The sequence below is a fragment of the Kingella pumchi genome (assembly GCF_022288825.1).
Lineage (GTDB): Bacteria > Pseudomonadota > Gammaproteobacteria > Burkholderiales > Neisseriaceae > Kingella_D > Kingella_D pumchi.
In genome coordinates, this window is record NZ_JAKOOW010000023.1 from 56,365 (window position 1) to 79,894 (window position 23,530).

Sequence of the window (23,530 nt, forward strand, 5' to 3'; positions counted from 1 at the left end):
TTTTACCTTGTGTTTTTCAGCGCCAGACCCAAGCCCTGCAGATAGGCAACCACCGCATCCAGCTCGGATTTATTTTTCAACTCTTCCGGTGCTTTTTCAATTTCTTCGTCGGTGTAGGGGGTACCGGCACGCTGTTGGGCTTTCAGGTTGCTGACCGTCGCTTCGATATCGACCTTATTGCGCGCAAGCCACGGGAATGCGGGCATATTGGACTCGGGTTCGACTTCGCGCGGGTTGATCAGGTGGATGCGGTGCCATTCGTCGGAATAACGGCCGCCCACGCGCGCCAAATCAGGGCCGGTACGTTTGGAACCCCATTGGAAGGGGCGGTCGTACACCGATTCGCCGGCCACCGAATAGTGGCCGTAGCGTTCGGTTTCGGCGCGGAAGGGGCGAATCATCTGCGAGTGGCAGTTGTAGCAGCCTTCACGGATATAGATGTCGCGCCCGGCCGACTGCAGCGCGGTATAGGGTTTGACCCCTTTGGTCGGCGTGATCACTTCTTTGGTGAAAAACAGCGGGACGACTTCAACCAACAAGCCGATACTGATCACGATAAAGGTAAACACGATCAGGAAACCGACTTTCTCTTCAACCAATGCTTGTAATTTCATTTTGGTAGCCTGTTAGTATTATTAATGGTGCTGTGTTTGTGCGAGCGCGGGGATTTCGGCATCGACCGGTTTGCCCTGCATAATGGTGCGGTACATATTGTAGGCCATCAGTACCATGCCGCTCAGATACAGTACGCCGCCGAGGAAACGGATAACGTAGTAGGGCTTGGAGCGGCTGACCGAAGCGATAAACGCATGAGTCAGCGTGCCGTCGGCGTTGAGCTGGCTCCACAACAGACCCTGCATCACACCGGCAATCCACATCGAAGAGATATAGAACACCACGCCAATGGTGGCGATCCAGAAGTGAGCGTCGATCAGTTTCACGCTGTACATTTCCTTACGGCCGAACAAGCGCGGAATCAGGTAGTAGATCGAACCGATGGTAACGAAGCCCACCCAGCCCAGCGCGCCGGAGTGCACGTGGCCGACCGTCCAGTCGGTGTAATGGCTCAACGCATTGACCGCTTTGATCGACATCATCGGGCCTTCGAAAGTGGACATGCCGTAGAAAGACAGCGACACCACCAGGAATTTCAGAATCGGGTCGGTACGCAGTTTGTCCCAGGCGCCGGAGAGCGTCATGATGCCGTTAATCATGCCGCCCCAAGAGGGTGCGAACAGAATCAGCGACAGCACCATACCCAGCGACTGCGTCCAATCCGGCAGCGCGGTGTAGTGAAGATGGTGGGGGCCCGCCCACATATAGGTGAAAATCAGCGCCCAGAAGTGCACCACCGACAAACGGTAGGAGTAAACCGGACGGCCGGCCTGCTTGGGAACGAAGTAGTACATCATGCCCAAGAACGCCGCGGTCAGGAAAAAGCCCACCGCATTGTGGCCGTACCACCACTGCACCATCGCGTCGATGGCACCGTAGTAAACGGGGTAAGACTTCATCGGTGAAGCGGGGATGCTGAGATTGTTGACGATATGCAGCAGCGCAATCGCAAGAATGTAGCCGCCGTAGAACCAGTTGGCCACATAAATGTGTTTTACCTTGCGCTTAGCGATGGTGCCGAAGAACACGATGGCGTAGGCGATCCACACCGCCGCGATCAGGATGTCGATCGGCCATTCCAGCTCGGCATATTCTTTGGCCTGGGTGTAGCCCAGCGGCAGGGTAATCGCCGCCAGCACAATCACCAGCTGCCAGCCCCAGAAAGTAAAGGCCGGCAGCCAGCCGCCGAACAGGCGAGTGTTACAGGTGCGCTGCACCACATAGTAAGACGTTGCGAAAAGGCCGCTGCCGCCAAACGCGAAAATCACCGCGTTGGTATGCAGCGGACGGATGCGCCCGAAGTGGAACCACGGACCGACGTTGGACAAATCCAACTCCGGCCAGCGCAGCTGGGCGGCGGCAATCACCCCCACCAGCATGCCGACGATGCCCCAAATCACGGTCATCACGGTAAACTGGCGCACCACTTTATAGTTGTAGGTTTGCGTTTCCATTGTTCAAAGTCTCCATAAATACCGCCGCAACGCGAGCCGCCTGCAGGCAGCCTGAAACCTGTTACGTTACCGACGGTTTTACTGTGTAAATATTTTTTTACATGTGTGGTCAATCCAACTTGGTATTTTAAAGCAAAACCGCCTTTCCCACCAAACAGAATAATGGTAAAACACACATCTTTTCCGCAGGCATATGCGGCTTTTGCTGAATGTTGCCGGCTTATCCGCTTTTCAAAAAAGCGGTTTTAACACAATTCGAATAACCAAACCAAACAAATTTTAACACTTCTTATGATTCGTTACACCGTCTCTCCGCTGCCCGCAAGCCACCAATGGCAGGTATGCCTGACTTTCAGGCAGCCTGAAAACGCCACGCAAACGCTCGCGCTGGCCAACTGGACGCCCGGCAGCTACATGATCCGCGACTTTAGCCGCCACATCACCGCCATCCGCGCCGAGTGCGACGGCCGTCCCGCCGCGCTGGTGCAAACCGCCAAAAACCGCTGGCAAACGCCGGCCCAGGCCGGGCAGTACAGCATTTTCTATACCGTTTACGCCAACGATATGTCCGTGCGCGCTTCCCTGCTCGATACCGACCGCGGCTTTATCGACGGCGCCTGCCTATTTCTCAGTCTGCCCGATTGCCACAACCAGACGCACCAGGTCAGCTTTGAAAAGCTGCCTGAAAACTGGCAGATCGCCACCACTTTGACGCAAACAGCCGCGCAAACCTTTCAGGCTGCCTCCTACGGCGAATTAATCGACCACCCTTTCGAGCTGGGTGCCGCCATCGAAATCCTTGAATTTTCCGCCCGCAGCATTCCCCACCGCATCGCCATTAGCGGCATTTATCCCGATTTCGACCGCAGCCGCCTGATTGAAGACAGCCGCAAAATCTGCGAAACCGCGCTCTCCATCTTCCCGCAACAGGCGCCCTTTGGCGAATATCTGTTCTTGCTGCACGTTGGCGACCAAATCTACGGCGGTCTCGAACACCGCAGCAGCACCGCCCTGCACATCGACCGCCACAGCCTGCCCGCCTACGGCCTGGGCGAAGCCGACCGCGGCTATACCGAGCTGCTCGGCCTGATTTCCCACGAATACTTCCACGCCTGGAACGTCAAATCCGTCAAACCCGCCGCCTTCGAGCCCTACGATTTGGAGCAGGAAAGCTACACCGAGCAGCTATGGGCGTTTGAAGGCATCACCGCCTATTACGACGACCTGATTCTCGCCCGCAGCGGCGTTATCAGCCCCGCCGCCTATCTCAACCTGCTCGCCCGCACCCTCAGCCACTGCCGCCAGCTGCCCGGCAGCCGCGTGCAGACGCTGGCCGAATCCAGCTTCGCCGCCTGGCACAAATTCTACAAAGCCGACGAAAATAGCCCCAACGCCATCGTCAGCTACTACCAGCAAGGCTCGCTGGCTGCCCTGTGCCTAGACCAACTCATCCGCCGCAACAGCGACAACAGCCAAAGCCTGGACACCGTGATGCGCGGCCTTTACCAAGACTGGCTCGACAGCCGCAGCGGCATCACCGAAGGCAGCTGGCAGCGGCGCGCGCAGGAAATCCTCGGCCAAGACCTCGCCGGCTTTTTTCAGGCTGCCCTGTACAGCACCGCCGAGCTGCCACTGGTCGAAGCGCTGCGCCATATCGGCGTTGAGTTGCGCTGGCAGCCTGAAAAATCCGGCAGCAAAGGCGGCGTGGTCGAAAACTTCCCCGCCGCAGCCGAGCCGGCGGCCGAACTGGGCTGCCGTTTCAAACAGCAAGACGGCCACGCCCTGATTACCCACGTGCTCAACGGCAGCGCCGCCGAGCGCAGCGGTCTGATGCCGCAGGACAAAATCATCGCCGTTGACGGCTACGCCTGCCGCGATTTCGACCACCAGGCCGCCGATATAGCCGGTAAGCGCCACCGCCTGCACTTTTTCCGCCACGGCGTGCTGCGCGAAACCGACATCGTCCCCCAAGCCGCCGCCGCCCAAACCGCCTACCTGAAAATCAGCGACCTCGCCGCTCTCGAAAGCTGGCTCGCCGCCCAAGCAGCCTGAAACCGCAGCATTTAATACCGCAGCGGCAAAGGCAGCCTGAAAACCCCGTCCACCCGCAACCCGCCCCACGGCAAAGCAGCCTGAAAACCTTTCAGGCTGCCTTTTGCACCGAAAGAAACGCATGAAACCCCTGCTCCGCCTGCTGCTGCCGCTCGCCCTGCTCGCCGCCCTTGCCGGCTGCGAAGGCGCGCTGAGCCAAGATTTGTCCGACGACGCCTCGGCAGCCGCAGCCGCTTCCGCCGCCGTCGAAGCGCAATCCGCAGAACGGCCGCTGCCGCAGCTGCCGGCCGCGCAAAGCGGCAACCTGCTGCTTGATGCCGCCGCCCTTGCCGACGCCCAGCAGCGGCTGTCCGAACAGCTTGGCCGGCCAGCCGAACAAATCCTGATAACCGGCAGCATCGACTTTTACGACGGCGACGAGCCGCGCATCGAAATCGACCTGGTTGCACCCGACGACGCCCTGCGCAGCGAACACTACATCTACCGTAGCGGCCTGTGGCAGCGCAGCGAAACCGACATCCTGCCGCCCGAGCGCAAAAAGCCGCTGCCCGCCGAAGCGCTGTCGTCCGTGCGCTTTGACCAAGCTGCCGAGCTGGCGCAGGCATGGGCAGCCAAAGCCGCCGGTGTACATGCCGTGGTCCGCGAGCCCTATTATCTGTCGCTGATGCCGCTGGCCGACGGCAGCCGCTTCTGGCACAGCGCCACCATCGAAACCCGCCGCGGCCAGTATTACCTGAGCTTCCGCCGCGACGGCAGCGTATGGGAATTCAAAAAACTGTAAACCCGCGCCGTTTCAGGCAGCCTGAAAGCCGCCGTCTGTCTTTTCAGGCTGCCTGAAACCCTTTTCAAGAAAGCCCGAGCATGACCTTCCCTTCCCGCCGCCCCGCCATCGGCCTGTTCGGCGGCAGCTTCGACCCCGTCCACAACGGCCATCTGCACATCGCCCGCGCCTTTGCCGACGAGCTGGCGCTCGACACCGTCATCTTCCTGCCCGCCGGCGACCCCTACCACAAAGGCGGCAGCCGCACCGACGCCCGCCACCGGCTGGCGATGGCGCAACTGGCGGCGCAGGCCGACCCGCGCTTTGCCGTCAGCGACTGCGACATCGTCCGCCGCGGCGCCACCTACAGCAGCGACACCGCCGCCATCTTCCGCCAAAACTTCCCCGCCGCCGATCTGTGGTGGCTGCTCGGCGCCGACAGCCTGAACACCCTGCACACCTGGAAAAACTGGCGTCAGTTTGCCGACACCGTCAATATCGCTGTCGCCCGTCGTGCAGACGGCGGCACCGCACCCGACGCCGAACGCGCCGCCTGGCAGCGGCAGGCCGAAGCCGCAGGCAGCCTGAAAACCCTGTCCGCGCCGCTGCATCCGGCCAGTTCCACCGACATCCGCCGCGCCCTTGCCGGCGGCGGCGATGCCGGCGCGCTGCTGCCGCCAGAAGTGGCCGCCTATATCCGCCGCCACCGCCTTTACCATGCAGCCTGAACGCCGCCGCGCCGCGATGGCGTATAATCGCCCGTTTCCCAAACCATCCGATTTTCATCTATGAACGAACAAGATTCCGCCCGCCTGGCGCAGATGGTCGAAACCGCCGTCAATGCGCTCGAAGACATCAAAGCCAAAGACATCGTCGTTATCGACACCTCCGAAAAAACCTCGCTGTTTGCCCGCATGATCATCGCCAGCGGCGACAGCAACCGCCAAGTGCGCGCGCTGGCCAACAACGTTTCCGTGTCGCTCAAAGAAGCCGGCTTCCTGCTGATCGGCAGCGAAGGCCAGGACAGCGGCGAATGGGCGCTGGTCGATGCCGACGACCTGCTGGTACACGTTATGCTGCCGGCCGTGCGCGATTTTTACGATATCGAAGCGCTGTGGGGCGGCCAAAAACCCGCCTTCGACGGCGCCAAACCCTGGCATTCGGCCGATTAAGGCGTTTTTGCCCTTTCAGGCAGCCTGCGTAGCGTAGCGCAGTTGCGAAGCTAAAACCGCCGTCCGCCCCGTTTTCCCCTTGCCGCCATGGATCTCACCGCCCGCCTGACCCACGCCAGCGAACTCACCGACCGTCTGCAGTTCGACGCCGCCGAGTCGCTGCTGCGCCGGCTCGGCCGCCAAACCGAAGCACAGTTCGGCAGCCGCTCGGCCGAATACGCGCTGTGCCTGCGCGGCCAGGGCGAATGGCATCAGGCGGTGGGCGATCTGGCCGCCGCCGGCAGCCTGCTCAAACAAGCCAGGCTGATTTGTCTCGGCACCGTCGGCGCCGATGATCTGGCCAGCGCCCGCACCGGCGGCAGTCTCGCCCGCTTTCTCGACTGCTACGGCCGCCACCGCGAAGCCCGCGAAATGCTGGAAAACGCGCTGGCAACCTACCGCCGCGCCCTCGGTCCCAAACACCCCGACACCCTGCGCCTGACCGCCGATCTCGGCCGCGCCTGCCGCCACGACGGCGACATCCCGCAGGCGCTCGCCCATCTCGAAAGCGCCGCCGCCGCCTACGAAAAACTGTTCGGCATGGAGCACCGCCACACCGCGCAAACCTACACCGACGCCGCCGCCTGCTACCGCGTCCAAGGCTGGCACAAACAAGCGCTGTCGGTGCTCGCGCAAACCCGCGCCATCCAAAGCCGCTGCTCTGGTGAGCGCCACCCGCGCACCATCACCGCGCTAATCGAAACCGCCGCCGTTTACGACGCGATGAAAGACCACCGCCAAGCCAAGCCGCTCTATATCCGCGCCGCCGCCGACTGCCGCGCCGTTCTCGGCAGCCGCCACCCGCTCTACGCCCACATTCTCAACTACCAGGCGCAGCACTACTGCCGCCAGCACCGCTTCGGCGCCGCCGCCAAACTGATGCAGCAGGTGCTGCCGCTGTATCTCGAACACTTCGGCAAACAACACCCCTACACCCAAGAAGCCTCGCGCAATTTCGAACTCTTCGCCCTCTTCGGCGAACGCGGCGGCGGCCAGCGGCACTGAGCCGCCAACCGGCAAAGCAGCGCCAAGCAGCCTGAAACCAAGGCAGCCTGAAAACCGCCAACGGTTTTTTCAGGCTGCTTTTTATTGCTACCGTTCGGCTTTCAGGCTGCCCGTTTCGCGGGCAGCACGTAGGTCGGATTCTCGAATCCGACAACCAGCCGTAAGGGCGGCATTTATGCGGGAACGGAAAATGTCGGATACGGGTATCCGACCTACAACGGCAAAGCAGCCTGAAAAACCTCCAACACGGGTTTTCAGGCTGCTTTGTGTGAAGTGCGCCAGACTCAGAAGCTGTAGTTCACGCGCAGGGTGTAGTTGCGCGGGGCGGCGGGCATGGCGTCGGAGCGCCAGTATTTGCGGTCGAACAGGTTGCCGACGGCAAAGGTGGTATTGAGCTGCTTCCAGTTCCAGCCGACCATGGCATCGACGCGGGCAAAGCCGGGCAGGTGGTCGGCGGCGCCGGCGCGGGTGTAGCCGTAGCGCTTGCCGCTGCCGGTGATGCCGACTTCGCCGTAAAGCTTGGCGGTGGGTGTGTAGCGGAAGAACAGGTTGCCGGTTACGCTGCTGGTGCCGCTCAGGTGCTGGCCGACATTATTCGGCGTGGCGTCGTCTTTCACCACTTTGGCCTGCATCACGCCGAAGGAGCCGCGCAGATAGAGTTTTTGCGGCACGATTTGGCCGATGGCCGAGAGTTCGGCGCCGCGCGAGCGGTGTTTGCCGCTGACTTCCCAATGGAAGGGATCGTTTTGCGGGTCGGGGCGGTAACGGATGTTGTAGCGCTCGATTTGGTACAGCGACAGCGTGGTGTCGAGCTTGCCGCCCAGCCACGAGCTTTTGATGCCGGTTTCATACTGCTTGGCGTATTCGGGCGAAGTGTTGGAATTGGCGGCGGCGTTCACCGCGTTGATGCTCATGTAGCTGCGGCCGCCGTAGGGCGAGAAGCCTTTGTTGTAGCCGGCGTAAACGGTGTGCGCGGGCGTGATGTCCCATACGGCGCCGAAGTTGGGGCTGAAGGAATGGCCGCTGTAGCTCTGGCTGGTGTTTCTCAGCTTGTTTTCGGAGCGGAAGGTGTATTTATCGTAACGGCCGCCGGCAACGAATTTGAGCTGCGGGGTTAGCGAGAAGATGTTTTGCACAAACAGGCCGTAGGAATCGGCTTTATGCTGGTTTTGGGTCAGTATCGGCTGCAGGCGGCCGGACGAAGGCCAGGTATCGCGGTTATAGGGATCGATCGGCACGGTAAAGCTGCCGCGGTAGCCCAAAGTCGGGTTGCGGTTTTCGCGGCTGGCGTCGAAACCGACGGTCAGGTGGTTGTCGAAACGGCCGATTTGGTAGTCGCCGTTGAGCGTGAAGCTGCTGGATAAGGTTTTGTTGTCGGTCTGCTGCCAGGCGTAGTTGCGCACAATCTGGCTGCCGTTGATGCGGCCGGCGTAGAAATGGTCGAAATCCTGCGCGGCGCGGCGGTGGGCTAGCTGCCATTGCAGGTTCCAGCGCTCGTTAAAGGCGTATTCCAGATTGGAGCGCCACACTTGCAGTTTGTCTTCGACAAAATCATTGGGGTGGGCAAAACCGGTGCGGTAGGAAAGATTGAAATGGTCGTAAACGTTTTTGCCCGGGCCGCGGTCGGGCGTGCGTTTGACTTTGTCGTAGGTGTACTGCCCCGTCCATTTCAGGCTGCCGAAACGCAGGGTAATGCTGGGCGAAACCATCGCGTTTTTGCTGTCGATGCCCGAGCGGAAAGAATTGGCGCGGCCGACTTCGCCGCTCAAACGCAGGGCGACGTGCGGGTTGAGCACTTCGTTCACGTCCACGTTCAGGCTGCGGTTTTCCCAGCTGCCCAGGCTGACGCCGACGTTGCGGCTTTGTTTGAAGTTGGCGTATTTGCTGACCATATTGATCACGCCGCCGCCGTTGGTGCGGCCGTAGAGCACCGACGAGGGGCCTTTGAGAATTTCCACGCGCTCGATATTGGCGGTGCTGCGGCGCACCTGGCCGCTTTCGCGCACGCCGTCGCGGTAGATGTCGTTGGCATCGGCGTTGAAACCGCGCAGCATTATGCTCTCGCCACGCATATCGTAGGCAGCGTCGATGCCGGCGTTGCCTTCCAGAATCGAGCTCAAATCGTTGGTGCCGTAATTTTTGTTTTTCTGGATGTTGAGGGTATCGACGGTTTGCGGGATTTCTTTGGTACGCAAACCGTTGCGGGTAACGGCGGCTTCGCCGTAGTCGATATAGCCTTTGAGAATGCTGGTTTCAGGCTGGCCGACCACGGTTACCGTGGGCAGCGTGGCGGCATAACCGCCCTGCTCATCGGCATCGTCGGCATGGGCAGACAAAGGAAACGCCGCCAGCAGCATCAGGCTCAGCGGCGACAGTAAACGGGTGGGTGCGGGCATAAATACTCCGGAAATCAGGTTAAAAAGAAGCAATCAAAAATAGTTTTTGTTGTGATTCGTATTTTAACGTAAATTTTCCAAGCAGGCAGCCTGAAAGCCGCAAACAGGGTTTTCAGGCTGCTTTTTTGGTTACGCAGCAGCACGTAGGTCGGATTCTTGAATCCGACGACCGGCCGCAAGGATGGCACTTATGCGGGAACGGAAAATGTCGGATACGAGTATCCGACCTACAACGGCAAAGCAGCCTGAAAACCGCGAACACGGGTTTTCAGGCTGCTTGGCATTCGGGTGCGGCGTTTATAGCAAACGCTCGATCGGCAGCAGCGACAGGAAATTGTTGAGCAGCCGTTTCCAAGTGCCGGCTTCGGGCTCGCGGTTGGAGGTTTCGCCGGTTTGCGGGTCGCGCCAGCGCAGCTTGCCGCTGCTGTCCAGGCTGACGCGGTAGGCTTCGGCGGCGGTTACCCGCTCGAGGTGCGCCTGCATTTGTGCGGCCAGCGGCGGGTGGTAGATCATCAGTCCCATTTCGGTGTTGAGGCGGGCGGAGCGCGGATCGAGGTTGAAGGAGCCGACAAACACGCGCTCGCGGTCGAAGATAAAGGTTTTGGCGTGCAGGCTGGTGGAGGAGCCGGTCAGGCCTTTGTCTTTACCGCGCGCGGCCACGGCCTGGCCGGGTTTGAATTCGTAGAGGGTAACGCCGGATTCCAGCAGGCGGCGGCGGTAGCGGGCGTAGCCGGAATGGACGGCGGCAACGTCGGTGGCGCGCAGCGAGTTGGTGAACACGGTAACGGCGACGCCGCGCCGCGCAAGGCTGTCAAACAGTTTCAGCCCGCTGCGGCCGGGCACGAAGTAGGCGCTGACCAGATACATTTCGCGCTCGGGCGTCTGCATCGCCTGCTCGATTTCGTCGGCGATATTGATGCGGATGCGGCGATCGAGGGCTTTGTCGGGGTCGTCGCTCACCAAACGGGTGTCGGCGCGGATGTAGTCCACCCGCCCGGCATCGACGGCCTGGCGCAGCGGGCTGTCGGCCAGCGTCTGCAAAAAGGCGCGCTGGGCGGTATCGGGGGCGGCGGCAATGGTTTCAGGCTGCGCGTTGGCGACGATGCGCTCGAAGGGATAGGCCGAATCGCTGTGCCAGTAGCGGTCGAAATCCTGCGAGATTTCGCGCACCACCGGCCCGGCCAGCAGCACGTCGGTATCGGCAAAGGCGGTGTCGGGGTGGCTACCGAAGTAGGAATCGCCGACGTTGCGCCCGCCGATGACCGCCATCTGGTTGTCGGCGGTAAGCGATTTGTTGTGCATGCGCCGGTTTAGGCGCGGGAAATCGGTGAGATAGCCGAGAAAGCGCCATTTGCGGTGGAGAAAGGGGTTGAACAGGCGCACGCTGATATTGGGATGGCGGTTGACAGCGGCCAGATAGCCGTCCATGCCGCGTGTGTTGTTGTCGTCCAAAAGCAGGCGCACGCGCACGCCGCGGTCGGCCGCGGCCAGCACTTTCTGCATCAGCAGGCGGCCGGTAAGGTCTTTGCGCCAGATGTAGTAGCGGATGTCGAGCGACACTTGGGCGTGGTCGATCAGCTCGGCGCGAGCCACAAAGGCATCTTGGGCGTCGTCGATCACATACAGCAGGGTCGGCAGGCGGCCGTCGCCGGCGGGGGGCGATGGCTGCTCGGCGCTTTTCAGGCTGCCTGCGCCGTTTGCGCCTTTAACGGCGGCGGTGGGATTTTCAGGCTGCCTGTTGTCTGCATCACCCGCTGCCGCTGCGGTTTCGCTGCTTGTGGGAACGGCTGCCGGCGTATCGCTGGCGTGTTCAGGCTGCCCTGCCCCATCGGTTTTCAGGCTGCCTGAAACCGCTGCCGATGCCGTTTCGCCGTTTTCAGGCTGCTTGGGCGCGGCGGAGATTTCCGGCGGCGGGGTGCCGTTATCCAGCGGCGGCAACCGCAGCGCGGCGGTCAGCAGCGGCGAAGAAGCGGTATCGATAAAGCTGCTCTGCTCGCGCCCGTCCTGCGAGGGCAGCGACAGGCAGCCTGAAAGCAGCGCCGCCGCCAGAAATACAGGCAGCCTGAAAGGGCGCAAAGTGCTTCCCGACGGGAAAAAACACCTTGCGGCGGCTTTCAGGCTGCCTGCGGCGGCCGGTTTATTTGGCCAGTTCGGCATCGACTTCACGGTACAGCGCGGCAAAATCGGGGATGCCGACATAGGTTTTCAGCACCTTGCCCTGCTTATCAACCAAAACGCTGGTGGGGTAAAGCTCGGTGTTCAGATAGCTGCGGCTAACGCTGCGTTCGGCATCGAAGGCGACGCGAAAGGGCAGGCGGCGCTGTTCGCTGTAGGCGCGCACCTGTTCGAGACCGTTTTCCGGGCTGACGGGCACGGATATGGCGAGAATCTGGAAGTCGCGGCCGCGGTAGTCGCCGTCCATTTTCACCAGCTTGGGCATTTCGCTGACGCAGCCGGGGCAGGTGGGAAACCAGAAATTGACTAGGGTTACGCGGTTTTGGAAGTCTTGTTCGGACAGCGTTTGGCCGTTGAGATCGGTGAGGCTGAAGGCGGGGGCGGCGGGCTTGTCTTGCGACAGCGCAAAGGCAATCAGGCCGCCGACCAGGATGATGGCGAACAGAGGCAGGATGATTTTTTTCATTGTTGTGCGGTGGTTTGTGTGCGGATGTGCTGCAGGGCGGCCAGCAGCGTTTCAGGCAGCCTGAACGCGCGGGCGTCGCGGGTGGGAATCAGGGTTACGGCGGCTTCGGCGGCGGTTTTGCCGCTCTGGGCAACGGTAACGGTTTGGGCGACCAGCAGGCGGCGCGACTGGACTTCGAGCAGGCGGCTGGCAATCAGCAACTCGTCGTCGAGCACGGCGGCATGGCGGTAGCGGATGTCGATATGGGCGACAACCAGGCGGGCGCCGCCTAATTCGTCGAGCACGCCGGCGCGGCGGAAATACGTCCAGCGCGCCTGCTCGAGAAATTCGAGATAGCGCGCGTTATTGACGTGGCCGTAGCCGTCCAGATGGCAGTTGTGGACGAGAATGCGGTGGGCTTCGCTCATGGTTTCAGGCTGCCTGCGCCGTCAGTTGAGCAGGGTAATCGGGCGGAAGCTCTCGCGCACCAACGCATCTTCGCTCAAATCGGTGATGACGCTGGAGAGCTCGATGTCGAACCATTCGTGGAAAATATCCGGATGCAGCTCGGGCCAGGTGCTTTCGTCTTCGCACCAGTCGGCCAGCTCGGCGGCGAATACGGTTTCGAGATGGCTTTGGATCTGGTCCCACACTTCATCGGCGTTTTCGCAGGGGGCGACGAGATAGGAATTGGCGTCGGCCTGCAAATCTTCGAGGGTCAGCCCTTCGGTTTTGCCGCCGGGCAGGCTCTCCAGCCACGCCCAGAAGGGTTCGAGCGGAATCAGCAGAAAAACGCTGCGGTTGACTTCGTACATGGATTTTCCTTATCGCGGTGGACTTGGGGGCGGCGCACAATGCGGCGGCGTTTTTTTAGCTCCGCAACTCCGCTACGCTACGCAGGCTGCTTTGCCGGCTATTCGGCGGCGGGCGCGGATGCGCTGCTTTCGGCGGCGCCGGCGGTTTCAGGCTGCCTGCTGTCGGCGTTGGCATCGGTCGCGGGGCTTGCAGTTTCGCTGGCTGCAGTGGCAGCGTTTTCAGGCTGCTTGGCGCTGCCGTTGCTGTTATCGGCGCCGTTTTCGAGTTCGGGGTCGGTCAAATCGTCGCCGGCGCCGGCATCGGGGCTGGCGGACAAGGCGGGATCGGACAGCTCGCCGTCGGCGGCGGCCGGGTCGGTATTGCCGGTTTGCTTGGCGCGCAGGGCAAGATAAACGTCGCGGGTGTAGGCGTATTTGTCGAGCGCAACCTGGTCAAGCGTATCGGTCAGATCCAGCAGCTGCTCGCGCTGGCTGACGACGTTCAGGCCGGTGGCGCCGTAGCGGACGCCGGCAGCGGGCATCAGCAGCCGTTCGGGCGAATACAGCACGGCAACCACGCCGCCGACGCTGTCGCGTATGGTGGACGGCCCCATCAGCGGCAGGACGAAATAATTGCTGCGCTTCCAGCCCCAGCTGGCGAAAGTGTCGCCGAGAGTGTTTTTGTTGTTGGGCATGCCGGCGGCGTCGGCGATATTGATCAGGCCGCCAAGGCCGAAGGTGGAATTGACGGCCACGCGCATAAAGTCGTAGCCGGCTTTGCGCACGTTACCGCGCAAAAGATTGCTGCCGATGCTGCCGATGTCGCGCAGGTTGTTGAAAAAGTTGCTGACGGCGCTGCGCGCGGGCTTGGGGGTAACGGCGCGGTAGGCGCGGGCGGCAGGGCTTAAGACGTAGCGGTCGGCCTTGTCGTTGAACTTGAACACGGCGCGGTTGTATTTTTCATACGGATCCTGCGGGTGATCGGCAAGGGCGCTCAGGCTGAAACACAATGCCAGCGCGCAAAGGGCGGCGTGGGCGGCTTTCATTCGGCGATCCAGTCTTCGATGTCGTAAAGGGCGGCCAGCTCGCGGGCGGCAGCGGGCAGCGCCAGATGTTTCAGGCTGCCTGCGCCGCGGATGCGGCGGGCGGCGAGCAGCAGCGACAGGCTGGCGGAATCGACGGTGGCCACGCCGCTCCAGTCGATGCTGCGGGTTTCAGGCTGCCGGCACTGCTCTTGGAAGCGGCGGTAGTTTTTGCCGTTCAGACTGCGGACGGTGATGTCGCCGCGCAGGTGCAGGCAGCCGCTGCGCACTTCGCTGTCCATTATTTGCCGCCGTTTTTCGCTTTCAGATCGGCAATCAGGCCTTCGACGCCTTTTTCTTTGAGTACCGGCTCAAACTGTTTTTTCTGGCCGCGTACCAAGTCGAACACGCCTTCAAAGCTGACGTTGAACACGCGATAGACTTTGCCGTCCTGATAGGTGCTGAAAACGGCCTGCACCGGCTGCTGGCCGGGCGCCTGAATCACGGCGTGCACTTCGACAATCTGTTTGTTGCCCAACAGCTTGCCGCCGTTTTTGACTACCGGATTGCCTTTGATATCGACTTTGGCGTTTTTGTACATCAGCATCTGGCGCGAATAGGTGCGGATCAGCATGGCGCGGTGTTCTTTCACCAATTCCTGCTTCTGCGCTTCGCTGGCCTGGTTCCACGGCGCGCCGACGGCCACGCGGGTCATCAGGTCGAAATCGAAATAGGGAACCGCGTAGTTTTCGGCTTCGCGGCGCACGGCGGCATCGTTTTTGCCGTTGGCTTTTTTCAGGATGGCGAGCACTTGGTTGGAATTGTCGCGAACCTGGTTGACGGCCTGCTGCGGGTTGGCGAAGGCCAGGCCGATGCTCATGGCGCCGATGGCCAGCGCGGTGGCGATTGCAGATTTTTTCATAAGGTTTCCTTTCCTTGCCCCGTGTTATTCGGAAGCCGCCGGGGCGGAAGCGGCGGAGTCGGTTTTCTCTTCTTTGTTGATAAAGTTGCCGATAAACTGGTTGATCAGGTTTTCCAGCACCACGGCAGAGGTGGTCAGGGCGATAGTGTCGCCGTTTTCCAGCTTCTCTTCTTCGCCGCCCTGGCTCAAGCCGATGTATTGCTCGCCCAGCAGGCCGGAAGTGAGGATTTGGGCGCTGGCATCGCTGCTGTAGCGGTATTGGCTGTCGATTTCTAGGCTGACTTTGGCCTGGAAGTTCTGCGGGTCGAGTTCGATACGGCTCACCCTGCCCACCAGCACGCCGGCGGTACGCACCGGCGCCTGCACTTTCAGGCTGCCGATGTCGGCGAACTCGGCATAAACCGTATAGCTGGGACGGCTGCCTGAAAAGCCGCTGCCGCCGCCGGCGACGCGGAAAGCGAGCGCCGCCAGCGCGGCAAAACCCAACAGGACAAACAGTCCGACCCAAATTTCCAAAACGCTTTTTTTCATCGGCTTATCCGGCAAACATAAATGCGGTTAATACAAAATCCAAAGCCAGCACGCACAGGGCGGAGGCGACGACGGTGCGGGTGCTTGCCCGCAGGATGCCTTCGGCGGTAGGCACGCAGTGAAAGCCCTGGTAAACGGCAATCAGCGTAACCGCTATGCCGAACACCGCCGATTTGGTCAGGCCGTTGAGCACATCATAGCCCAAAGCGATGTTGTTCTGCATCTGCGACCAAAACACGCCGCTGTCCAGCCCCAGCCATTCGACGCCGATCAGATAGGCGCCGGCGATGCCGGCAACATTAAACACCGACGCCAGCAGCGGCATCGACAGCACGCCCGCCCAAAAGCGCGGCACCACCACCCGCGACACCGGATCGACGGCCATCATGCCCATCGCTTCGAGCTGCTCGGTGGTTTTCATCAGGCCGATTTCGCTGGTCATCGCGCCGCCGGCGCTGCTGGCAAACAGAATCGCCGCCAGCACCGGCCCCAGTTCGCGCAAAAGCGAGGCAGCGACCATATAGCCGAGAATGTCGGCCGATTTGAATTTCGCCAGCTGGGTATAGCCCTGCAGCCCCAGCACCATGCCGACAAACAGGCCGGACACCGCCACAATCAGCACCGACAGCACGCCGGCAAAATACATCTGGCGCACGGTCAGCCGCAGCCGCGCCAGCTGCGCGGGCGAGCGCGCCAAGATACGCAGCAGAAACAGGCTGACTGCGCCGAGCGAGCGGATAAAGCCCAGGGTGTTCGCCCCGAGGATGCGGATCAGTTCCATAGTTTAAGGTGCACAAACGTTCAAATGCGGGTTTGGGGTTTTCAGGCTGCCTGGTTAGCGCTTTCAGGCAGCCTGAAAGCATCGGCGGCGGTTTCAGGCTGCCCTGCCTTTGCGCGGCGCGAGCAGGTCTTGGCACAAATCCTGCTGCGCCGGATAACGGAAGGCCACCGGCCCGTTGGGCAGGCCGCCGACAAACTGGCGCACCCACGGTGAATCGAGTTCGCGCATTTCGTCGGGCGTGCCGGAAAAAACGATTTCGCCGTGGGCCAGGAAAATCACCTGATCGACAATCTGCAGCGATTTTTCGATGTCGTGGGTAACCATCACGCTGGTGGAGCGCAGCGAACGGTTGACGCGGCTGATCAGGTGGGCGATGACGCCCAGCGAAATCGGATCAAGGCCGGTAAAGGGTTCGTCGTACAGCACCAGTTCGGGATCGAGCGCGATGGTTCGCGCCAGCGCCACCCGCCGCGCCATGCCGCCGGACAATTCGGCGGGCATCAGGTTTTCGACGCCGTACAGCCCGACGGCGTTGAGTTTGAGCAGCACCAGATCGCGCACCGCTTCTTCGGGCAGCGCGGTCAGCTCGCGCATCGGGAAAGCGATGTTTTCGTACACCGACAAATCGGTAAACAGCGCGCCGTGCTGAAACAGTACGCCCATGCGCCGGCGGTGTTCGTCGAGCTCGCGGCGGCTGAAAGACGCCAAATCGCGCCCCTGTACCAAAACCTGGCCGGCGGTGGGCTGCAGCTGGCCGGTAATCAGGCGCATCAGCGTGGTTTTGCCGCTGCCCGAGCCGCCCATCACGGCGGCGAAACGCCCTTCGCCGATGCTGAAGCTGACCTGCTTGAGCACCGGTCGTTCGTCGTAGGCGAAGGCGACTTCGCGAAACTCAATAAACGGCACGGCCATGCGCGTATCCCGATGTGAAAGCGGCGTATGTTATGCGTAAGCGTCTGACAAAGCAAGACGGCAACCCGGGCTGCCGTCCTGTTTTGCTGCGCGGAAAAACTTTCAGGCTGCCTGAAAGCCGGCGGAGGCGATATAGGCGTAGGCCGAATGGTTGTGGATGGATTCGAAGTTTTCGCTCTCGACCATAAACTCGCTGATGCGCGGGTCGGCAGCCAGCGCCGCAGCGGCGTCGCGCACGATGTCTTCGACGAATTTCGGGTTTTCGTAGGCGCGTTCGGTAACGAATTTTTCGTCGGGGCGTTTGAGCAGGCCGTAGAGCTGGCAGGAGGCCTGGTTTTCGATGATGTCGATGATGTCTTCCGGCGGCACGTTTTCGGCGCAATCAAGGGTAACGGTAACGTGCGAGCGCTGGTTGTGGGCGCCGTATTCGGAGATTTCTTTGGAGCAGGGGCACAGGCTGGTAACCGGAATCAGGATTTTCAGCCGGCTGCGGTAGCGGCCGCCGTCAAGGTCGCCGCTGAGCACAATGTCGTAATCGAGCAGCGAGCGGATACCGGACACCGGCGCGGCTTTGATGCGGAAAAACGGAAAAGCGGCGCTGATGCTGCCGGCGTCGGCACCGAGCCGCGCGAGCATTTTTTCCAGCAGAACCCGCATGCTGCCGGCATCGAAAGCTTCGCTTTGCGCTTCCATCAGTTCGACAAAGCGCGACATATGCGTGCCTTTTTGTTCGGCCGGTAGGAACACGGTCATCGTCATCCGCGCCACCGTGGCCTGTTCGCCTTCGCGGTGGCGCACGCGGATCGGGAAGCGCAGGTCTTTGATGCCGACGCGGTTGATGGGGAGATTGCGCAGGTCTTTGCTGCTTTGCACGTCTGCGATGGCACTCATGCGGGGGAAGTCCTTCAAATCGGGTGTGTGTGGTGTGTGGTTTCAGGCAGCCTGAAAGCCGCGCTGCCGCCCCTTTCGCTGCGGGGCGGGCAAGTATATCATTTGGCCTGTTGTTTGACATACGCCCAAAATTGATTCTGGCTATCCGCCCCATCCGCGTTTCAGGCAGCCTGAAACGCCCGACCATACAAACAAGGAGCCTGTTGTGAAGTTTGCCACCGAAGCCATTCACGCCGCCTACAATCCCGACGAACACAACCGCGCCATCATGCCGCCGCTGTACCAGAACAGCATGTTCGCCATGCACGCCATCGGCGAAAATCTCCCCCACCGCTATTCGCGCCTGTCCAACCCCACCCGCCAGGTACTCGAAGACACTGTAGCCGCGCTCGAACACGGCAGCCGCGGTCTGGCCTTTGCCAGCGGCATGGCCGCCGCCGACTGCGTGTTCCGCACCGTGCTGCGCCCGGGCGATACCGTGCTGGCGGTGTCCGACATCTACGGCGGCGTCCACGACCTGCTCACCCAGGTTTACGCGCCTTGGGGCGTGAACGTAGTGTTCGCCGATCTGACGCAGCCTGAAAACCTGGATGCCGCGCTGGCGGCGCAGCCGGTGAAACTGGTGTGGCTGGAAACTCCGTCCAACCCGCTGCTGCGGCTGGTCGATATCCCGCTGCTGGCGCAAAAGGCCAAAGCCGCCGGCGCGCTGGTCGGCTGCGACAACACCTTTGCCACGCCCTATCTGCAAAACCCGCTGGATATGGGCTGCGACATCGTTCTGCATTCGGCCACCAAATACCTGTGCGGCCATTCCGACGTGCTGATGGGCGTGCTGGCACTCAAAGACGAAGCGCTGGCCAAAGCCATGCACAATATGATGGTCAACACCGGCGGCGTGGCCGGCCCGATGGACTGCTGGCTGGTGCTGCGCGGCATCAAAACGCTGGCGGTGCGGATGCAGGCGCACCAAAGCAACGCGCTGGAAACCGCCCGCCGCCTGCAACACCACCCCGCCGTGGCCGCCGTCTATTACCCCGGCTTGGAAAGCCACGAGCATCACGATTTGGCCAAACGCCAGATGCGCGGCTTTGGCGGCGTGGTTTCCCTGCGCCTGAAAAACGACAGCCGCGAAGCTGCCGACCGTGTGGTGCGCGCCTTCAAACTGGTGCAGATGGCCTCCAGCCTCGGCGGCGTCGAAACGCTGGTGAACCACTGCTACAGCCAGTCGCACAGCGGCATGCCGCCGGCGTTCAAAGAAGCCCACGGCATCACCCCCGGCCTGCTGCGCCTGTCGGTGGGCATCGAAGACATCGAAGACATCTGGCAGGACGTCGATCAGGCATTAAAGGCAGCCTGAAAAACGGATGCCGTTTGACGGGCGAAAAAGCAGCCTGAAAACCGTATCGGCGGTTTTCAGGCTGCTTTTGCGCGGAACAAAGGCGGCCTGTGGATTGTTATTTTTTGATGCGCTGGCATGTCATGCCCATCAGCGGAGGATTGGCGGCGTTGGTAAGCGTAAACAAATCGGGGGTGAAGGTGAGTATGCGATAGGATTCGCTGCTTCTGTTTTGCAAGATGCGGGCGAGCTGTTTGTCTATCGCCGCTTCGGGCGAATCGGGCGCAGGGGACAACTCAGGCGCAGCGGGTGTGTGTTTGTGCAGCTTGGTGGTTTTTTGGTCATGGAAAGTGAGAATGTTGCCGCGCACGCTCCATTTGCCGTTTGCGGTTAGCTTGTATTGATAGTTGGTTTTGTCGTTGCTGCCGGGTTGGGACGAGCCTTTTTCGCCGGGCGCATCTATGCGGAAGGTAAGCGTTGCTTGGCTGGTGTAACGAGCGTTGGGCTTAAATTGTATGGTGCTGTCGTCTTGCACTTCATCGCCTATTTGGGTGCGGCATTGCCAGTTGCCGATAAAATCGCCGGCTTTGGGCGCAACGGTTGATTTGCCTTTGGGCGCGGCGAAGCCGGCGACGGGCAACACAAGCAGAAGGGCGGAGAGTAGGATTTTAGACATAGCATTTCCTTGTTAATTTAGATGATGGGAGCGGGCAAGGCAGCCTGAAAACGTATAAAAGGCGTGTTTTGCTGGGGGGATGCCAAAGTGCGTAAACCTATTTTCAGGCTGCCTTGCGATGGTTGAACACAAGGCAGCCTGAAAACGTTTGGCGGCGGGTTTCGTGTGTTTAGCCAGCCGCCAGCGCCGCGCGCAGTTCGTCGAAACTGCACACTGCGGTGCCGAGTTTGGCGACCACCACGCCGGCGGCGGCATTGGCGGCGTGCATGGCGTCGGTCAGCGTGTAGCCGGCAGCTAGGCACAGCCCCATGGCGGCGATTACGGTATCGCCGGCGCCGGAAACGTCGTACACCTCTTGGGCGCGGGTGGGCTGGTGGTCGGTCTGGCCGGCGCGGTAAAGGCTCATGCCCTCTTCGCTGCGGGTCAGCAGCAACGCCTGCAAATCGAGCTGCTGGCGCAGGTTTTGCGCTTTGAAGCCCAGCTCTTCTTCATCTTGCCAGTTGCCGCTTACTTCCCGCAGCTCGGCGCGGTTGGGGGTAATCAGGGTGGCGCCGTGGTATTTGCGGTAGTCGCTGCCTTTGGGGTCGATCAGCACCGGCTTGCCGGCAGTACGGGCTTCGGCGAGCATCTGGGCGACTTCGGCCAGCACGCCTTTGCCGTAGTCCGAAAGAATCACGGCGTCGTAATCGGGCAGCAGTTCGCGGTAGCGGCGCAGCACGTTTTTCAGGCTGCCTGCGCTGGGGCGCTGCTCGAAATCCAAACGGATCAGCTGCTGCTGGCGGGCAAGCACGCGCAGCTTCAGGGTGGTTTCAAAGCCGGGGCAGCGCTCGAGATGAGGCGCCACACCGTTGTCGCGCATCAGGCCTTCCAGCGTATCGGCGGCATCGTCTTCGCCGCAAACCGCCAGCAGCGCGGCCTGACCGCCGAGCGCGGCAATATTGCGGGCAACGTTGGCGGCGCCGCCGGCACGGTGTTCGGTTTTGGTGATTCTCGCCACCGGCACCGGCGCTTCGGGCGAAATGCGCGACACGTCGCCAAACCAGTAGCGGTCGAGCATCACGTCGCCCACCACCAGCACGCGGGCGGGGGAAAAATCTTGGCGCTCGGGAATGCGGTAAACCATACGCTTCTCCAATCACAAAGGCGCGGCAGGCGGCCGCACCGGTTTTCAGGCTGCCGCAAACGCAGCGGCACGGCGCTGTTTGCGGGCGCGGCATTTTAACCCGATTTGCCGGTCAAACGCCGCCAGCAGGCAGCCTGAAACGGCAAAAGCAGCCTGAACCAAAGTGCCGTTTGCGCGAAACGTTTGTTGCAGCGGCATATTTTTTTGTGCGCCCCGCCCTTGAATTCGCCTGCTGCCGCCTTAATTTACCCGTCCGTTGCAGACTTCGGTCTGTATTGCTTTTTTGTCCAACCCTGATTATCCGGAGTAAAACATGACTATCCGCCCCCTGCACGACCGTGTGGTTGTGAAACGCTTGGAAGCTGAAGAGAAAACCGCATCTGGCATCATCCTGCCGGGCTCTGCCGCCGAAAAACCCGATATCGGCGAAGTAATCGCCGTGGGTGCCGGCAAAGTGGGCAAAGACGGCCAGCGCCGCGCTTTGGATGTGAAAGTCGGCGACAAAGTGCTGTTCGGCAAATACAGCGGCCAAACCGTTAAAGCCGACGGCCAGGAATTGCTGGTGATGCGCGAAGAAGACATCTTCGGCATTGTCGAATAAATCCGCAGGCAGCATCTTTAATATGTACCCGGGACTGCCGTTTCAGGCAGCCTGAAAATTAAAAAACCCTTTGGAGTAAATTGATTATGGCAGCAAAAGACGTTCAATTCGGCGCCGACGTGCGTCAGAAAATGGTAAACGGCGTAAACGTACTGGCCAACGCCGTGCGCGTAACCCTCGGCCCCAAAGGCCGCAACGTGGTGCTTGACCGCTCCTTCGGCGGCCCGCACATCACCAAAGACGGCGTTACCGTGGCCAAAGAAATCGAATTGAAAGACAAGTTTGAAAACATGGGCGCGCAGATGGTGAAAGAAGTGGCGTCCAAAACCAACGACGTGGCCGGCGACGGCACCACCACCGCCACCGTGCTGGCGCAGGCAATAGTCGGCGAAGGCATGAAATACGTTACCGCCGGCATGAACCCCACCGATCTGAAACGCGGCATCGACAAAGCCGTATCCGCGCTGGTTGACGAGCTGAAAAACATCTCCAAACCCTGCGAAACCTACGAGCAGATCGCCCAAGTCGGCTCCATCTCCGCCAACTCCGACGAGCAGGTCGGCAAAATCATCGCCGATGCGATGCAGGAAGTGGGCAAAGAAGGCGTGATTACCGTGGAAGACGGCAAATCGCTGGAAAACGAATTGGAAGTGGTCAAAGGCATGCAGTTTGACCGCGGCTACCTGTCGCCCTATTTCGTGAACGACCCCGAAAAACAAATCGCCGGTCTCGACAGCCCCTTTGTGCTGCTGTTCGACAAAAAAATCAGCAATATCCGCGATCTGCTGCCCGTTTTGGAACAAGTGGCCAAAACCAGCCGTCCGCTGTTGATTATTGCCGAAGACGTTGAAGGCGAAGCGCTGGCCACCCTGGTGGTGAACAATCTGCGCGGCATCCTGAAAACCGTTGCCGTCAAAGCCCCAGGCTTTGGCGACCGCCGCAAAGCCATGCTGCAGGACATCGCCATTTTGACCGGCGGCACCGTGATTGCCGAAGAAGTCGGCCTGTCGCTCGAAGAAACCAAGCTCGAACACCTGGGTCAGGCCAAACGCATCGAAGTGGGCAAAGAAAACACCACCATCATCGACGGCATCGGCGACAAAGCCCTGATCGACGCCCGCGTGAACGAAATCCGCAAGCAGATCGAAACCGCCACCAGCGATTACGACAAAGAAAAACTGCAAGAGCGCGTGGCCAAACTGGCCGGCGGCGTAGCCGTGATCAAAGTGGGCGCCGCTACCGAAGTCGAAATGAAAGAGAAAAAAGACCGCGTGGACGACGCGCTGCACGCCACCCGTGCCGCCGTTGAAGAAGGCGTGGTTGCCGGCGGCGGTGTCGCCCTGCTGCGCGCCCGTGCCGCCCTGCAAAAGGTTCATGCCGACAACGCCGACCAGGAAGCAGGCGTGAAAATCGTCCTGCGCGCCGTTGAAGCCCCGCTGCGCCAAATCGTTGCCAATGCCGGCGGCGAAGCCAGCGTGGTGGTCAACAAAGTGCTCGAAGGCGAAGGCAACTTCGGCTACAACGCCGGCAACGACACCTACGGCGACATGATCGCCATGGGCGTGCTCGACCCGGCCAAAGTAACCCGCAGCGCCCTGCAACACGCCGCTTCCATCGCCGGCCTGATGCTGACCACCGAGTGCATGATCGCCGACATCCCCGAAGACAAACCCGCCATGCCCGATATGGGCGGCGGCATGGGCGGAATGGGCGGCATGGGCATGATGTAAGCCCCGCCGCCGGCATCGCGCCGTTTTGAAACCAGGCAGCCTGAAAACCGGATTCGCGGTTTTCAGGCTGCTTTTTGTTGGTGCTGCCAGAAACTAAC

24 protein-coding genes are annotated in these 23,530 nt (G+C 61.0%); 8 read left to right on the plus strand and 16 right to left on the minus strand.

All coding sequences use genetic code 11. From position 1 onward, the window contains the following. Positions 1–2 precede the first annotated feature (2 nt). Together ccoO and ccoN are read right to left on the minus strand one after the other, a co-directional pair. Positions 3–614, minus strand: a complete 612-nt coding sequence (gene ccoO, locus MB824_RS05880) for a cytochrome-c oxidase, cbb3-type subunit II (RefSeq protein WP_238746730.1) — start codon at positions 612–614, stop codon at positions 3–5. Between the two features lie 21 nt (positions 615–635). Continuing rightward, complete coding sequence (ccoN, locus tag MB824_RS05885) at positions 636–2,069, minus strand: cytochrome-c oxidase, cbb3-type subunit I (protein ID WP_238746731.1); 1,434 nt, start codon at positions 2,067–2,069, stop codon at positions 636–638. A 291-nt stretch (positions 2,070–2,360) separates the two neighbouring features. On the opposite strand from ccoN, the gene MB824_RS05890 reads away from it, so the two are divergent. The 5 genes from MB824_RS05890 to MB824_RS05910 all read left to right on the plus strand — a co-directional run bounded on the left by MB824_RS05890 (position 2,361) and on the right by MB824_RS05910 (position 7,097). Beyond that, a complete protein-coding gene (locus MB824_RS05890; RefSeq protein ID WP_238746732.1) occupies positions 2,361–4,121 on the plus strand; it encodes a M61 family metallopeptidase in 1,761 nt (586 codons plus the stop codon). A gap of 121 nt (positions 4,122–4,242) precedes the next feature. After that, positions 4,243–4,902: a hypothetical protein gene (locus MB824_RS05895; protein ID WP_238746733.1), complete on the plus strand. Its 660-nt coding sequence runs from the start codon at positions 4,243–4,245 to the stop codon at positions 4,900–4,902. Between the two features lie 80 nt (positions 4,903–4,982). Continuing rightward, positions 4,983–5,609, plus strand: coding sequence for a nicotinate (nicotinamide) nucleotide adenylyltransferase (gene nadD, locus MB824_RS05900; protein WP_238746735.1), 627 nt, complete (start codon positions 4,983–4,985; stop codon positions 5,607–5,609). Positions 5,610–5,669: 60 nt separating this feature from the next. Then, positions 5,670–6,053 carry a ribosome silencing factor gene (gene rsfS, locus MB824_RS05905; protein ID WP_238746741.1) on the plus strand — a complete coding sequence of 128 codons (384 nt, stop codon included), beginning with the start codon at positions 5,670–5,672 and terminating at the stop codon, positions 6,051–6,053. Positions 6,054–6,140: 87 nt separating this feature from the next. After that, complete coding sequence (locus MB824_RS05910; protein WP_238746742.1) at positions 6,141–7,097, plus strand: tetratricopeptide repeat protein; 957 nt, start codon at positions 6,141–6,143, stop codon at positions 7,095–7,097. A gap of 284 nt (positions 7,098–7,381) precedes the next feature. On the opposite strand, the gene MB824_RS05915 is transcribed toward MB824_RS05910, so the two are convergent. From MB824_RS05915 to folE2, 12 genes are all read right to left on the minus strand, one after another. After that, a complete protein-coding gene (locus MB824_RS05915; RefSeq protein ID WP_238746743.1) occupies positions 7,382–9,493 on the minus strand; it encodes a TonB-dependent receptor in 2,112 nt (703 codons plus the stop codon). A gap of 297 nt (positions 9,494–9,790) precedes the next feature. After that, positions 9,791–11,650, minus strand: coding sequence for a phospholipase D-like domain-containing protein (locus MB824_RS05920; protein ID WP_238746744.1), 1,860 nt, complete (start codon positions 11,648–11,650; stop codon positions 9,791–9,793). Continuing rightward, positions 11,631–12,134: a TlpA disulfide reductase family protein gene (locus MB824_RS05925; protein ID WP_238746745.1), complete on the minus strand. Its 504-nt coding sequence runs from the start codon at positions 12,132–12,134 to the stop codon at positions 11,631–11,633. The genes MB824_RS05920 and MB824_RS05925 overlap by 20 nt, the downstream gene beginning before the upstream one ends. Then, on the minus strand, positions 12,131–12,541 hold the full coding sequence (locus MB824_RS05930) for an acyl-CoA thioesterase (RefSeq protein ID WP_238746746.1): 411 nt from the start codon (positions 12,539–12,541) through the stop codon (positions 12,131–12,133). Before MB824_RS05930 ends, MB824_RS05925 begins: the two co-directional genes overlap by 4 nt. Positions 12,542–12,562: 21 nt before the next feature. Next, a complete protein-coding gene (locus tag MB824_RS05935; RefSeq protein ID WP_238746748.1) occupies positions 12,563–12,928 on the minus strand; it encodes a VacJ in 366 nt (121 codons plus the stop codon). Positions 12,929–13,026: 98 nt separating this feature from the next. Continuing rightward, on the minus strand, positions 13,027–13,953 hold the full coding sequence (locus tag MB824_RS05940; protein ID WP_238746749.1) for an MlaA family lipoprotein: 927 nt from the start codon (positions 13,951–13,953) through the stop codon (positions 13,027–13,029). After that, entirely contained in the window at positions 13,950–14,231 is a 282-nt protein-coding gene (locus MB824_RS05945; protein ID WP_238746750.1) for an STAS domain-containing protein, read from the minus strand. Before MB824_RS05945 ends, MB824_RS05940 begins: the two co-directional genes overlap by 4 nt. Next, positions 14,231–14,851, minus strand: a complete 621-nt coding sequence (locus MB824_RS05950) for an MlaC/ttg2D family ABC transporter substrate-binding protein (protein ID WP_238746751.1) — start codon at positions 14,849–14,851, stop codon at positions 14,231–14,233. The genes MB824_RS05945 and MB824_RS05950 overlap by 1 nt, the downstream gene beginning before the upstream one ends. A 24-nt stretch (positions 14,852–14,875) precedes the next feature. Continuing rightward, entirely contained in the window at positions 14,876–15,382 is a 507-nt protein-coding gene (mlaD, locus tag MB824_RS05955) for an outer membrane lipid asymmetry maintenance protein MlaD (RefSeq protein ID WP_238746752.1), read from the minus strand. Positions 15,383–15,386: 4 nt separating this feature from the next. Beyond that, on the minus strand, positions 15,387–16,163 hold the full coding sequence (gene mlaE / locus MB824_RS05960) for a lipid asymmetry maintenance ABC transporter permease subunit MlaE (protein WP_238746753.1): 777 nt from the start codon (positions 16,161–16,163) through the stop codon (positions 15,387–15,389). A gap of 93 nt (positions 16,164–16,256) precedes the next feature. After that, positions 16,257–17,075, minus strand: coding sequence for an ABC transporter ATP-binding protein (locus MB824_RS05965; protein WP_238746754.1), 819 nt, complete (start codon positions 17,073–17,075; stop codon positions 16,257–16,259). Positions 17,076–17,177: 102 nt separating this feature from the next. Continuing rightward, complete coding sequence (gene folE2, locus MB824_RS05970; RefSeq protein ID WP_238746761.1) at positions 17,178–17,966, minus strand: GTP cyclohydrolase FolE2; 789 nt, start codon at positions 17,964–17,966, stop codon at positions 17,178–17,180. 205 nt (positions 17,967–18,171) lie between these two features. Here folE2 and MB824_RS05975 point away from each other — a divergent pair, with 205 nt between their 5' ends. After that, a complete protein-coding gene (locus tag MB824_RS05975; RefSeq protein ID WP_238746764.1) occupies positions 18,172–19,323 on the plus strand; it encodes a trans-sulfuration enzyme family protein in 1,152 nt (383 codons plus the stop codon). A gap of 97 nt (positions 19,324–19,420) precedes the next feature. On the opposite strand, the gene MB824_RS05980 is transcribed toward MB824_RS05975, so the two are convergent. Next, positions 19,421–19,978: a hypothetical protein gene (locus tag MB824_RS05980; protein WP_238746767.1), complete on the minus strand. Its 558-nt coding sequence runs from the start codon at positions 19,976–19,978 to the stop codon at positions 19,421–19,423. A 169-nt stretch (positions 19,979–20,147) separates the two neighbouring features. Further along, entirely contained in the window at positions 20,148–21,101 is a 954-nt protein-coding gene (gene rfaE1 / locus MB824_RS05985; protein WP_238746777.1) for a D-glycero-beta-D-manno-heptose-7-phosphate kinase, read from the minus strand. Positions 21,102–21,414: 313 nt separating this feature from the next. Between rfaE1 and MB824_RS05990 the strand changes: the two genes are divergently transcribed. Next, positions 21,415–21,702, plus strand: a complete 288-nt coding sequence (locus MB824_RS05990) for a co-chaperone GroES (RefSeq protein WP_238746780.1) — start codon at positions 21,415–21,417, stop codon at positions 21,700–21,702. An 86-nt stretch (positions 21,703–21,788) separates the two neighbouring features. After that, positions 21,789–23,432, plus strand: coding sequence for a chaperonin GroEL (gene groL, locus MB824_RS05995; protein ID WP_238746789.1), 1,644 nt, complete (start codon positions 21,789–21,791; stop codon positions 23,430–23,432). Positions 23,433–23,530 lie beyond the last annotated feature (98 nt).